Source organism: Dyella japonica (assembly GCF_040545895.1).
GTDB lineage: Bacteria > Pseudomonadota > Gammaproteobacteria > Xanthomonadales > Rhodanobacteraceae > Dyella > Dyella japonica_D.
In genome coordinates this window covers 214,503-227,388 of the sequence record NZ_JBEPMU010000003.1, presented here as the reverse complement: position 1 = coordinate 227,388, position 12,886 = coordinate 214,503, and the positions used below count along the sequence as shown (strand labels likewise).

Genomic DNA, 12,886 nt, shown 5'->3' with positions numbered 1-12,886 from the left:
CTTACAGGGTCGTCGTTCTGGCCCCTAGGTCACCAAATCCTGGCCTCTCCGATTCTCCCTGAGCAAGGGAATCCTTGGCGGACCATGGGTTTGAAGGCCGCTCCTGCTCTTTTCACAGCGCCGGACGGGGTTCGGTGGCACTCCGTGATCGCATTTCAACCTGGATCGCGAGTATTTGGGGGTCATCACGCAACGAAGGCTGCAGCGCAATCGCATACGCGATAACCGCCGCGGACTCCGTGTCGCGTCGACTGGATGCCAAGTACGAGGCCAGCTGTTTAGCGTAGCCGGGAAGATCCTTCTCAAGCCTGAGCGCAGCCTGCCATTGCTGGACCGCCAGATCCGGATCATCCAGAGCCTCGCCAGCAAGCTCCGCATACTCCACGTGCAACATTTCCCTAGTCGGCGACCGCTCGATCGCTACTGCATAGGCGTTCGCCAGCCGGTGGGCATCAATGCCCTTCTTACCACCGAGTCGCTGGGTCATCAGCTTGTTTAGCGCTGCGTAGTTGTCGCCCATTAGAGGTCCGGTTTTCAGCTTGTGGGTCAAACTGTCCCACCATGGCTGAGCGGGCATGTCCGGACGGTCGGCTGCGACAAGCAGAAGAGACTCTTCCGGTAGCGCAGACGACGTCGGCAATGCCGCTGCCCGCTCGAGTTCCTTGAGGCTCATCGCATAAAGTGGTGAATCCGGGTCGCCCCCCGACATGGCCATGTAACGCCTCGCCAAGTCCAGAGCTGCGCGGGTGGAACCGGGGTTGGCATCCGCGAGTGCGACGGATAGCTGAAAAGGGCTGCTCCAGATGGATGCGCGGATGAAAGTAAACAAACAGAGATTAGCGATGAGCAGCGCCGCAATCAGGGCAGCCACGCGGGCGTCAGCCCGCGCAAGCATCAGGCGCAGGAGATCAGCGACGGCCAGCAACACGCCAAGAAGCGCGGGGTAATTGCGATGTTCGAAAACCAGTTCCAAGGGAATGGGGCTGCTGGTGAGGATATGGGCAATGAAAAACCAGCCAATGCCCAGCGCCAGCAGGGGCCTGCGATATCGCGCGGCGATAGCCACGAAAGCCAGCCCGGCCAGGACGACGGCTCCTAGCAGCGTACTAATCGGATGGAAAAGATCTAGAGAAGCCGCGTAGTTGTCGTAGTAGAACTGGAAATGGCTGGGTAGAGGCGCCAGTATCCAGTAGAGGTACATAGGCAGTACGCGCAATTGCGTCAATTCACGCTGGGAGGCTGTGAAGTTGCGGCTCACATAGTTGATGGGCTGCGCGACGTGTGGAATCAGATGGAACAGCAGAAAGCCCAGCGCCGCTGCGCAGCCGATGGCGTAAAAGGCTTTCCACGTCCGTGAGACGCTCGGGCTGGCCGCGCTGAAATGCAGTAGCGTCAACTCGATGAGCAATGTGTAGCCTGGCACGAGTATCGCCGTTTCCTTGGCGAAATAACCGGTCGCAATGAGTGCACCGAAGAGCAGCAGCCACGGCCATGCGCGCTGGCCCGATCGTTGGCATGTGCGCGCCTTCCAGTAGGCGAGCAGCGCCAACAATGTGAACGTGAAGCCGAGCATTTCCATGCGCTGTACGACGTACATCACGGTGGAAACTTGAAGCGGATGGACGGCCCATGCCAGGGTAATCGCCAGTGCGCTGAAGTCGATCAATTTCCGCGAAATATTACCATTGTCGTTCTCGCGAAGGCGCCATGCCGCACCGAGCAGGTGCCTCGTTAACGCCAGGGTTAGCAGTGCATTGATCAGATGTATAAGCAGGTTCGTCAGTTTGAAGCCGAATGTGCTGCCACCAAGCGCGTAGTTGAGCGCATAAGTCAGCATGGCCAACGGTCGCTGGATATTGTTGAGTGACCAGTGCCAGACAGACACCCAGTCGTCCCAGTGCCATCCAGTGACATGGACGGCAGGATTTTCCGCGAAGATTGGGTAGTCGTCGAAGATGAAGCCGCCTTGGAGGGCCGGGAAGAATACGGCGAATATGAGAATCGCGGCCAGCAGGGAGAGGCCTCTCACCGAGAGTTTCTGGTGCTGAGACTTTGATATGCGACTCATAGGCTAATTCTGTTCCATCAAAAAAGAAGGGCCGCCTAATGGCGGCCCTTGTGGATCTAACCGCAATCAGTTGTTTACTGGCAGCTGGCCGGGGCGTACTTTGCCGACACGCCATGGGCAACGCTGCTGCAGGTCCACGTGCCGCTAGTGTCACGGGTCCACACGACGCTGCCGCCGCTGAGCGCAGTGTTTGCATGGCCAGTGTTGCCGGTGCCAAAGGTCGCGGTAATCGTGAGAGGCGGCGTGAAACCGCTGACAACCGGATGACCGCCCGAAAGCAGGTCGGACGAGGTGCTGGTGTTGACGCAGCTGGCGGGCGTACCCCAGTCCGTGGCACCGGCGTTGAGGCAGTCTTCCACAGCGACCTTCATGTCGCCGGCTTCGCCGATGGCGCGGGTCACCTGCGAGCGGATGACGTAGGTCTGGTACTGCGGAATGGCAATGGCAGCCAGGATCGCGATGATCGCCACGACGATCATCAGTTCGATCAGGGTGAAGCCCTTCTGGTTCTTCATGGTGGTTCCTCTGTTTTTGGTTAGCTAACCGTTGATTGTGCCCCTGAGCCCCGGTCCCGTACCCCCTAGGCGGATCCGGTCCCCCACAATTGACGTGGAACGACCAGGAAACTCGAAGCAGGTAGCAGCATCTTGTGTGCCACTCCTGCCTCCAACAGGCCCCTGCTTGCTGGCAGGTGACCGGATTGTGCAGGGGTTGGCACTAGTCAACAAGCCATGCCGGGCGACCAGGTGCGAGTACTGAGTACCTGATCGCGATGTCTACTGTGAATCCGCACGTTGATCGCCCTTGGCGGTCATCTGGTGACATTTTTTGTCACCTTTAGCCCTTTGGTTTAGCCGTTCTGGCAGCTGGTTGGCAGATAGCGGGCTTCGACCTCGGACTTGCACGACCAAGTACCGGAAGAACTTCGATCCAGTTCGAGCGTCTGATTCTTGATAACGGAGCTTCCATCAAGGGTGCACACAATGGTGCCCTGAGTGGGCGACGCGGTCGCTGTGATCTTCAGACAATGCGGTGTGACCGGCTGTAGCCCGAGATTGTTGGCATTGGCGTACGTTGTGCCGTCGGTGACACCCTGGTTGATCAGCGTTTCGTAAGCTGTGCGGCCCGGCGTTATGTCACTCAGGGCTGCCGTAACTTGGGAGCGCACCACATAGAACTGATACTGCGGGATGGCAATAGCCGCCAGGATGGCGATGATCGCCACGACGATCATCAACTCGATCAGCGTAAAGCCTGCGGCAGTTCGCGGGCGCGACATGTGGTACTCCCCTGTGTTTTCCTGAGCAGTCCGGGAGCAGGTTTTGTACCAAGGGGACTGGAAGGTCGTAGATATCTACGACTCAATGGCCACCGTCACGGTGATTCGTGAAGCCGGTCACGAAGAGGCTGGCCGGAATCAGGCGCTTTTCGTCCATTGCCTCCATGCCCCATGAAAGGGTGTCCCCGTGCCGGATGACGAACCGGGCCTCTGACAAAGTACGGCTCGCGCGATCGGATCCGGCACGAATGAGGTCGGATCGATTAGTGGGGCGACAGATTGGATGCTATCGGGGCACCGCCGCTTGGAGGATGGCCTGCGATAGGCGGGCGGGCTGCTGTAATTGGGAGGCTAGCCAGCGATATCCCGCCATGCCGCATCGCGCCTTGCTTCAACCCCCGCAGCCCCTTACCGTCACCTCTTTCGCAACACCCAGGAACCCCACCCATGAAACCCTTGTTTGTCGCGTTGGCGCTTGCGTTGGCCGGTACCTCTGCCGTAGCGGCCGAGGTCGAGAACCACGGTACCCATCCCTTCAACATCCGCGACCTCGTGATGATGGATCGCGTCGGCGATCCGCAGCTGTCGCCGGATGGCCGCCAGGCGCTCTATACGGTGCGTGCCACCGACTACGCAGCGAACAAGGGCATCACGTCGATCTATGTGCTCGACCTGGCCAAGGGCAGTGCGGTCAAGTTGGTGGAGAAGGCCTCGTCGCCGCGTTGGTCGCCGGATGGTTCGGCCATCTATTACGTGGCCGAGAAGGATGGCGTCGCGCAGCTGTGGCGTCGTCCGCTTGCCGGTTCGGCAGGCGCGGTGCAGGTGACTCATGCGCCGATCGATGTGGACGGCTACAAGCTCTCGCCCGATGGCAAGAAGGCGTTGCTTACCTTTGGCGTGTTCACCGATTGCGCCGATCTGGCCTGCACGAAGGAGCGCCTCGACGGTCGTGCGAAGGACAAGGCGTCAGGCACCGTCTACGACAAGCTCTTCGTGCGTCACTGGGACACGTGGGCCGACGGGCGCCGCGCGCAGTTGTTCATCGCCGACCTCGATCAGCCGTCCGAACAACCAACGCTGCTGACGCGTGGCATCGACGGCGACGTGCCGAGCAAGCCGTTCGGTGACGATGCGGAATTCAGTTTCTCGCCCGATGGCAAGACCGTGTATTTCGATGTGCGTATCGCTGGCAAGAGCGAGCCGTGGTCGACCAATTTCGACGTCTACAGCGTGCCGGCCGACGGCTCGGCTGCACCGCGCAACCTCACCGCTGAGAACCTTGCATGGGATGCGTTCCCGGTGCCCTCGCCGGATGGCAAGACGCTCTACTACCTTGCCATGAAGACGCCGGCGTCCGAGTCGGATCGCTTCCGCATCATGGCGATGGACCTGGCCAGCGGGCAGAAGCGCGAAGTGGCCCCGAGCTGGGATCGCTCCGCTGGCGGTATGCAGATGTCGGCCGATGGCAAGACGCTCTATGTCACCGCCGACGACAACGGGCAGCACCCGCTGTTCGCCATCGACGTGGCCAGCGGCAAAGCCACCACGCTCGTCACCAATGGCGAAGTGGGCGGCTACTCGCTGGGCAAGTCGTCGCTGCTCGTGCAGCGCGATGACCTCAAGCGTTCGGCCGATCTCTACGTTGCCGACCTGCAGGGCAAGGGCCTCAAGCAGGTCACGCACTACAACGCCGATGCGCTGAAGAAAGTGCAGTTGGGCGAGCCGGAGTTCTTCACCTTCAAGGGTTGGAACAACGAAACGGTGCAGGGCTACGTGGTGAAACCGGTGGGTTACAAGGCCGGCAAGAAATACCCGGTGGCCTTCATCATCCACGGTGGCCCGCAGGGCGCTATGAACAACAGCTGGAGCTATCGCTGGAATCCGCAGACGTACGCGGGCCAAGGCTTTGCCGTCGTCACCATCAACTTCCACGGTTCCACCGGCTACGGCCAGTCGTTCACCGATTCGATCTCGGGCGATTGGGGCGGTAAGCCGCTGGAAGACCTCAAGGCCGGCTGGAGCGCCGCGCTTTCCAAGTACAGCTTCCTCGATGGCGATCGCGCGTGTGCGCTCGGCGCGAGCTATGGCGGCTACATGATCTATTGGATCGCCGGCGTGTGGAACCAGCCGTGGAAGTGCCTGGTGGATCACGACGGCGTGTTCGATGCGCGTGCCATGTACTACGACACCGAAGAGCTGTGGTTCGAAGAGCGCGAGAACAGCGGCACGCAGTACGAGCACCCGGAAAACTACGAGAAGTTCAACCCGGTCAACCACGTCAAGGATTGGCGCGTGCCGATGCTGGTCGTGCATTCGGCCAAGGACTTCCGCATTCCGGACACGCAGGGCCTGGGCGCGTTCACGGCGCTGCAGCGCCGCGGCATTCCCAGCAAGCTGCTGCACTTCCCGGACGAGAACCATTGGGTGCTCAAGCCGCAGAACAGCGTGCAGTGGCATGAGACGGTGAATGCGTGGTTGAGGCAGTGGACGGCGCAGGATGCGTCGACTTCAACCAGCAAGTGATGTTTGAGCTTCTGATGTAAGAAAAACGGCGGCCTCTGAGCCGCCGTTTTTTTGAGCGCATCTCGCTCGTGATGACAAAGCCGCTGTCAAAGCCAGCGATTGCGCTTGAGGATGAAGTAGATCGTGGTCACGATGGACAGGACCAGCCCGATGATCACGGGATACGCCCATGGCTTGTTGAGCTCGGGCATGTGCGCGAAGTTCATGCCGTACCAGCTCGTGATCAGCGTGGGTGCGGCCAACATGGCCGCATAGCCGGCGAGGCGCTTCATCACTTCGTTCTGGCCGAAGGTGACCAGCGACAAGTTCACGTTGATGGCTGCCGCGAGCATCTCGCGCATGGCGCTGATCGACTCGTTGACGCGGAAAACGTGGTCGTACACGTCGCGGAAGTAGGCGCGTAATTCATCGGGAATCAGCTGCGGATGCTGTCGCACCAGCTGACTGATGATGTCCTGCATCGGTGCCACCGCGAGGCGCAAGGTCATCAGGTCGCGTTGCATGTCGTACAGGCGACGGATCGTGCTGCGCCGGAAGGTGTCGGAGAAGATGTCCTTCTCCAGCTCCTGCAGCTCTTCGCGGAAGTCGCGCACGATGGGCAGCAGGTTGTCGACGATGTAGTCGAGCACGCCATACAGGCCATAGGCGGGGCCCAGCGCGAGCAGGTCCGGCGTGTGTTCGCAGTTGCGTCGGGCAGGGGCGTAGGAGAGCGAGGCGCCGTGGCGCACCGTCACCAGATAGCGCTGGCCGAGGAACACATGCGTCTCGCCAAAGGCAAGATGGCCGCTCACCAGTTGCGCGGTTTGCACCACCACAAACAGCGAGTCGCCATAGGTCTCGATCTTGGTGCGCTGGTGTGCGGCCTGCGCGTCCTCGATCGCAAGATCATGCAGGTCGAACTCTTCCTGCAGTTTGTGCAGCAGCGATTCGTCGGGCTCGTGCAATCCCACCCACACGAAGGTGTCAGGTTGCTTCAGCACTTCGCTGATGTCATCGACGCTGATGTCGCCAATGCGCTGCCCATCGAAGCGATAGGCAACGCAGTTGACGACCATGGCTCCGGTCTGTGCAGCGGCCGGCTGCGTGGAAAGAGAGGGTAATGACATGCCGTGATGATGCCGTTTTATGGGGCCGGGGCGCAATTTCCGTCGACGGGGCACAGCATTCTTTCCGGGCCGTCGTATGATCCAGACCCTAGGGCAGGGGGCATGACAGTTCCATGAAGCGTGGCGATTACCAGTTGGGTTACCGGGGGGATATCGAAGGGCTCCGGGCGTTGGCCATAGCACTGGTCGTGGGAGCGCACGCCGGCATTCCGTGGCTTGCGGGCGGGTTTGTCGGCGTCGACGTCTTCTTTGTTCTCTCCGGGTTTCTCATTACTGGCTTGTTGCTCCGCGAGTTGGAAAACACCGGCAGCATTGCCTTCGGTGACTTCTACCTGCGCCGCCTACGCCGCTTGATGCCGGCGCTCATCCTGATGATCGTCGTCACGTCGCTGGTGGCAGCCGTTGTGCTCGCGCCTGGCGAGCAATTGCAGCAACCCAGTGCGGCCGCCATGGCTGCGCTATGGGCGAGCAATATTTATTACGCGCTGGTGCAGATGGACTATTTTGCGCCGGGCACGGACAGCAACCTTTTTCTTCATACCTGGTCGTTGGGCGTGGAGGAGCAGTTCTATCTCGTGTGGCCTCTTTTGTTGCTTGCTTTGGGGCGCGCCAGAGACGGCAAGCGAACGGGCCAGTTGCGTTGGGTCATGGTGGCCCTGGTCGTGTCGGGGCTTATCGCCAGTTGGCTGCTGACTCCGCGGTTTCCGCAATGGGCGTTCTACATGATGCCGGTCCGCGCTTGGGAATTCGCGGCGGGTGCGTTGATCTGGCTTGGTCTTCGCGGAAACGTTCAAGGCCTTTTCGGACCTCGCGCCGCCAGAGGCGTGGTGCAGGCGGCCGGATGGGTGGGCTTCTTGCTGGTGGCGACAGCCGCGCTGACTTATGGAGCAAACACGCCATACCCGGGCTGGCGCGCGGCCATTCCTGTCGTTGGTGCTGTGCTCATGGTGTGGGCGGGTTCGCATGGTGATGGCATAGGCCTGTCGCGGTTGCTGGCGCTTCGTCCCATGCAGATGCTGGGTCGCGTGTCCTATGCCTGGTATCTGTGGCATTGGCCGGCACTGTTGCTGGGTTATGCGATTGCCGGTTCCCACGATCCGATGGTGCGGCTGGCTTCTGTCACGGTGGCGCTTGGTCTGGCGGCAGCGTCTTACCGTTGGGTCGAGTATCCCGTGCGACATCAGTCGTGGTGGTTGGACCGCCCACGGATGGCATTGATGGGTTGCCTGGCCATTATGGTGCTGGTCAACCTGCTGACGATGGCATGGTTCAATACGACGTTGGTGCGTTTCAGTAGTCCGGAGATGCAGCGGTACGCCGCAGCTCGCAGCGATACGCCGGCCATCTATCGCAAGGGCTGCGACGACTTCTATTACAGCAGCGCCGTGAAGCCCTGTTATTTCGGTCCCTCGAGCGCGCCGCATACGGCGGTGTTGATGGGCGACAGTATCGCGGGCCAGTGGTTTCCTGCGGTCGCCGAAGTCTTCGGAAAAAGTGATTGGCGCCTGGTGGTACTGACGAAATCGTCCTGCCCGATGGTCGACGAATCGTTTTTCTATGCACGCATCGGCAGGGAATATACCGAGTGCTCCGAGTGGAGACGAAACGCACTCGCGCAGCTGTCTGAGTTGCATCCGGACATGGTTCTGTTGAGTACCGTCGCAACGGACGGCTTTAGCCAGGCCCAGTGGGTAGAAGGTACGTCGCGAGTACTGGGCAGTATTGATCACTCGGCAAGCCGCATTCTCATTCTGCGAGGCACGCCGCGCCTGCCCTTTGACGGGCTGGACTGTCTGGCTGCTCATCAAGGTCGGCCGAAATGGCTTGGTGCGCGACAGTCGTGTGACGCGCCCTCTTCCGATCCGCACGATGAACTCGTGCTGCAGTGGCTGCAACAGGCCAGTTCGCGATTTACCAACGTGCAGATCATCGATATGAACGATCGGATCTGCCCCCAAGGCAGGTGTGCGGCAGAAATGGGCGGTGTGATCGTGTTCCGCGATTCCCAGCACATGACGGCCAGCTTCGCGAAGTCGCTGGCGCCAGAACTGGGGCGGCGTATCGGTGATCTGCAAACCGGCACGTCGCACGCCTCGCTTGCGGGCGCGCGCCCTTGAGCAAGGCGTTTAGATCGGCGCCCGCTGCTTCCTGAGCATCCAGGCCATCGCCAGCCAAATCGGCAGCGCGAAAAGCAGCCAAGGCTGGTTCTGCTGCACCACGCCGGGCAGCAGATGCATCAGGCAGGCGGCGAGGACGGCGAGCAGTTGCAGCGCGATCACGCTGTTGGCGAAGCGCGAGGCTGGCAACCGCTTGCGTGAGCGCCACAGCGCAGCCAGCAGTAGAAAGGCGAGCGGGTTGAACAGCAGCAGGTTGGCGTTGCCCCACGCGGAGTGGTGCGTGGTGAGCGTCCACAGGATCAGCAGTGCCAAACCGACGAGGCCGGCGAGCACCAGATACAGCGAGCCCAGCAGGGCGTAAACGACGGGCGCAAAGCGGTAGGCGGCGATCAACAGGATGGCGAAGATCAGCCCGGCCAATGCCAGCGGCAGACGAAGATCGGGCGCGGTTGCCGGCGGTGCATCGAGGCGATTGGGCGACACCACCTGTTCGTCCAGCACGAGCGGTTGCGCGTGGCCTTCCGCGTTGTTCACGGTGACGTGGCGGACTTCGCTCTGCAGTTCCATCGGCAGGAACGCTTCCTGCCAGGCGTTCATCGGCTGGTCGGCGTAAGGGCCGAGGCCAAGGTCGAGGATGAGCATCAGCCACGCCTGCTGGCTCATCAGGCGCGCGGTTTGCTGGCGATACGTCATGCCGCCGGCGCGTGCTTCGAGCTGCGGCTTCATGACGCCGCCGAGTGCCTTGTCGATTGCATCGCGCACGCGCGTGGCGCAGTTGCGCACGTAGTAGTCGTACTCGTAGCGCACGTTTTCCGGCTGCAGGTTCCACAGTAGGTAGTCGCGCATCTCGGCCGCCTGGGCCGGCGTGAAGGCGAGCCGCTGGCGCGTCACCGAGCGGCCGACTTCGGTGTAGTAGTGCTGGTCGACGTCGGAGGGCGCGGCGTCCATCAGGTAGTGCATTTGGCCGCGGGCGAAATTCAGCAGGAAGCCGCTTTCGTCGAAGTCGAACACGCCGTAGTTGAACGTGACGGCTTCGCCGCTCACGGTGTCACGCAGCTCGATGGCGTCGTGCCCGAAGCGTTCCCAATAGGTGTCGCCGGGGCCATAGGTGACCAGCGACACTTCGAGGTTGCTGCCTGGCGCGTTGGCCACGCCAGCTTGTGCATGAGATGGCCAAAGAAGCAGGCAGCACAGCAGGAGGCTGGCGACGCTGGCGATGAAGCGACTCAGGCGCGGCGACGCCGGCGTCCTGCCATGATCATGCACGATCAGTTTTCCAGGCGGGTGACGCGGAACGCCTGCACACGGCGGTCGTCCGCTTCGGTGACGTGGAACAGGTAATCGCCGATCACGATTTCCTCGCCCACTTCCGGCAGGTGGCCGAACTCGGAGGTGCACATGCCACCCACCGTGTCGAATTCCTCGTCGGAGAAACTGGCGCCGGTCTGTTCGTTGAAGTCGGCGATCGGGGTGAGGGCGCTGACCACCCAGCCGCCGCCCGATTGCTCGTGCATCAGCTCAGGTTCTTCCTCGTCGTCATGCTCGTCGTCGATCTCGCCGACGATCTGTTCGAGCACGTCTTCGATGGTGATCAGGCCGGCGACGCCGCCGTATTCGTCCACCACCAGCGCCATGTGGTTGCGCGTGTGGCGGAACTCCGCCAGCAGCACGTTCAGGCGCATGGATTCGGGAATGAGCACCGCCGGGCGCAGCACGCTGGCGATGTCGAAGTGATCGCCGTTGCCCACGAAGCGGAGCAGGTCCTTGGCGAGCAGGATGCCGAGGATGTCGTCCTTGTCTTCGCCGTGCACGGGGAAGCGCGAGTGGCCCGATTCCACCACAGTTTCGAGGATGTCGTGCAGCGGAGCTTCGGCCGAAAGCATCACGATCTGCGCGCGCGGGATCATGACGTCGTCCACGCTGAGCTCGGTGACCTTGATCGCACCCTCGACCATGGTCAGGGTGTCGATGGACATCAGGCCGTTGGCCTGGGCGGTGCGCAGCTCGTCGATGAGCTCCTTGCGGTTGCGCGGCTCGCCGGAAAACATGTGGCCCAGTCGATCCCACCAACTGCGGTGGGCCGGGCCGCTGGTACTGCCAGGGTCCTCGTTCATTACTCGTGCGGATGCTGCCCAAACTCGGGCGGAATGGTCAGTCTAGCGGAAAATTCGTGACGATTCAGGAACAAGGCGCCGGGGCGCGGGCGGCCACACCGGGAGCAGGCCCCGGTTCCGGCCGCGGGACGCCCGTGAATTCATCGGGCGCTGGCCGTGGGTGACACTGGCGACGGTGCCCTGGCTACCCCAGCGGCCGTCTGCCCGCGATTGCCATTCCAGCCACCACCAAGGGCCTTGTAGAGGTTGACCTGGTTCACCGCCTGGTCGAGTTGCAGGCCCACCAGCTTTTGCTGGGCGGCATACAGCGAACGCTGTGCGTCCTGGGTGGCGATGTAGTCGTCCATACCTTCCTTGAAGCGGACCTGCGAGATGCCATAGACGCGTTGCGACTGGTCCACCAGCTCCTGCTGGGCCTTGAGCTCGGGCACGATGTGGTCACGCACGGCCAGTGCGTCGGCGACTTCGCGGAAGGCCTGCTGCACAGTGCCTTCATAGGCGGCCGTGGCACCGCTGTAGCGGGCCTTGCTGGCGGAAAGCTCGTTCTTGTTCTTGCCCCAATCGAGCAACGGCATGGCCGCCGAGGCGCCCGCGTTCCACGCCAGCGAGCCGGCCGAGAACAGGTTGGAGAGTCCGCCGCTCAGGGCGCCAAGCGCCGCGGTCAGCGCGATGTTCGGGAAGAAGGCGGCACGGGCGCGACCGATGTCTGCATTGGCCGCGCGAAGCCTGTCCTCGGCAGCGACGATGTCGGGGCGGCGATCCAGCAGGGATGAAGGCAGTCCGGCTGGCACATCGGTCAGCAAGGGTGCCTGCCACTGGCTCGGCGTGGCGTAGCCAGCCGGCAGCGGTTGGCCAATCAGCACCGTCATGGCATTGATGTCCTTGGCGATGCGGGTCTGCACGTCTTCAACATCCACCTGGGCGGAGCTCACCTGAGTCTGTGAGCGGCGCATGTCGAACTCCGACACGCCGCCATCGCGGAAAGCGTTCTGCATCACCTGTGCGTGTTGCTGCTGCGCGGCGAGCGTCTGCTGGGCCAATTGCAGCAGGGCGCGATCGGCATTGAGCGCCAGATACGCATCGGCCACTTCGCCGATCACGGCAATGCGGGCGGCCTGGTAGTCAGCGGCGCTGGCCTCCGCCAGCCTGCCCGATTCGTGCGCCGTGGCGCGCTGGCGACCGAAGAAATCGAGTTCGTAATTGGTCGTGGCCGCTTGCACCTGGAAGGTATTGAACGAGGCAGCGGTGGTGCGATTGTTCTGGATCGGGCCCAGCAGCCCATTGCTCGGCTGTTGCGTCATCCCCGGCAAGCGCTGGCGTCCGGCGTAGGCCTGCAGATCAATTTCGGGAAACAGATTCGCGCGCGCCACGCCATAGCCTGCACGCGCTTCGGCCATGTTGGCGGCGGCGATGCGCAGGTCGCGGTTGTTGTCCAGTGCAATCTCGATCAGGCGCTGCAGCACCGGGTCCTTGAAGAAGTCACGCCACTCCAGTTCGGGCATGGCCGGCGCCGGTGCCGATGCGGCCGTTGTTGCCGCCTGGGTGGCTCTTGCCTGTTCGGGGTAGCGGTTGGGCACCGGCATGGTCGGGCGCTGATACGCCGGCTCCATCGTGCAGGCGGCCAGCAGGCACGTGGTAAGCGATGCGGCAACAATCAGGGGCTTCATGGCGATCTCCGG

9 protein-coding genes are annotated in these 12,886 nt (G+C 62.1%); 2 read left to right on the top strand and 7 right to left on the bottom strand.

The genetic code is table 11. The annotated features are described in order from the left end of the window. Positions 1 to 112: 112 nt before the first annotated feature. The 3 genes from ABIC75_RS11290 to ABIC75_RS11280 form a co-directional block, all read right to left on the bottom strand. Entirely contained in the window at positions 113 to 2,068 is a 1,956-nt protein-coding gene (locus tag ABIC75_RS11290) for a hypothetical protein (protein WP_354013952.1), read from the bottom strand. 74 nt (positions 2,069 to 2,142) lie between these two features. Next, the gene (locus ABIC75_RS11285) at positions 2,143 to 2,583 is read right to left on the bottom strand and encodes a pilin (RefSeq protein WP_354013951.1); all 441 of its coding nucleotides are present in this window, start codon (positions 2,581 to 2,583) and stop codon (positions 2,143 to 2,145) included. Positions 2,584 to 2,918: 335 nt separating this feature from the next. Continuing rightward, a complete protein-coding gene (locus ABIC75_RS11280) occupies positions 2,919 to 3,347 on the bottom strand; it encodes a pilin (RefSeq protein WP_354013950.1) in 429 nt (142 codons plus the stop codon). A gap of 447 nt (positions 3,348 to 3,794) precedes the next feature. Between ABIC75_RS11280 and ABIC75_RS11275 the strand changes: the two genes are divergently transcribed. Beyond that, positions 3,795 to 5,870, top strand: a complete 2,076-nt coding sequence (locus tag ABIC75_RS11275) for a S9 family peptidase (protein ID WP_354013949.1) — start codon at positions 3,795 to 3,797, stop codon at positions 5,868 to 5,870. 86 nt (positions 5,871 to 5,956) lie between these two features. On the opposite strand, the gene corA is transcribed toward ABIC75_RS11275, so the two are convergent. Beyond that, positions 5,957 to 6,976 carry a magnesium/cobalt transporter CorA gene (gene corA / locus ABIC75_RS11270; RefSeq protein WP_354013948.1) on the bottom strand — a complete coding sequence of 340 codons (1,020 nt, stop codon included), beginning with the start codon at positions 6,974 to 6,976 and terminating at the stop codon, positions 5,957 to 5,959. Positions 6,977 to 7,089: 113 nt separating this feature from the next. Between corA and ABIC75_RS11265 the strand changes: the two genes are divergently transcribed. Continuing rightward, complete coding sequence (locus tag ABIC75_RS11265; RefSeq protein ID WP_354013947.1) at positions 7,090 to 9,093, top strand: acyltransferase family protein; 2,004 nt, start codon at positions 7,090 to 7,092, stop codon at positions 9,091 to 9,093. 9 nt (positions 9,094 to 9,102) lie between these two features. Here the strand turns inward: ABIC75_RS11265 and ABIC75_RS11260 are convergent, their stop codons facing one another. The 3 genes from ABIC75_RS11260 to ABIC75_RS11250 all read right to left on the bottom strand — a co-directional run bounded on the left by ABIC75_RS11260 (position 9,103) and on the right by ABIC75_RS11250 (position 12,874). Then, positions 9,103 to 10,323, bottom strand: a complete 1,221-nt coding sequence (locus tag ABIC75_RS11260; protein WP_436407921.1) for a lipoprotein N-acyltransferase Lnb domain-containing protein — start codon at positions 10,321 to 10,323, stop codon at positions 9,103 to 9,105. 38 nt (positions 10,324 to 10,361) lie between these two features. After that, on the bottom strand, positions 10,362 to 11,207 hold the full coding sequence (locus ABIC75_RS11255; protein WP_354013946.1) for an HlyC/CorC family transporter: 846 nt from the start codon (positions 11,205 to 11,207) through the stop codon (positions 10,362 to 10,364). 140 nt (positions 11,208 to 11,347) lie between these two features. Then, complete coding sequence (locus tag ABIC75_RS11250; protein ID WP_354013945.1) at positions 11,348 to 12,874, bottom strand: efflux transporter outer membrane subunit; 1,527 nt, start codon at positions 12,872 to 12,874, stop codon at positions 11,348 to 11,350. Positions 12,875 to 12,886 lie beyond the last annotated feature (12 nt).

Bases quoted from the DNA above. Each gene is read 5' to 3' on its own strand.
- ABIC75_RS11275 (WP_354013949.1), top strand. From the start codon at position 3,795: ATGAAACCCTTGTTTGTCGCGTTGGCGCTTGCGTTGGCCGGTACCTCT.
- ABIC75_RS11290 (WP_354013952.1), bottom strand. From the start codon at position 2,068: ATGAGTCGCATATCAAAGTCTCAGCACCAGAAACTCTCGGTGAGAGGC.
- ABIC75_RS11285 (WP_354013951.1), bottom strand. From the start codon at position 2,583: ATGAAGAACCAGAAGGGCTTCACCCTGATCGAACTGATGATCGTCGTG.
- ABIC75_RS11250 (WP_354013945.1), bottom strand. From the start codon at position 12,874: ATGAAGCCCCTGATTGTTGCCGCATCGCTTACCACGTGCCTGCTGGCC.
- corA (WP_354013948.1), bottom strand. From the start codon at position 6,976: ATGTCATTACCCTCTCTTTCCACGCAGCCGGCCGCTGCACAGACCGGA.
- ABIC75_RS11255 (WP_354013946.1), bottom strand. From the start codon at position 11,207: ATGAACGAGGACCCTGGCAGTACCAGCGGCCCGGCCCACCGCAGTTGG.
- ABIC75_RS11265 (WP_354013947.1), top strand. From the start codon at position 7,090: ATGAAGCGTGGCGATTACCAGTTGGGTTACCGGGGGGATATCGAAGGG.
- ABIC75_RS11280 (WP_354013950.1), bottom strand. From the start codon at position 3,347: ATGTCGCGCCCGCGAACTGCCGCAGGCTTTACGCTGATCGAGTTGATG.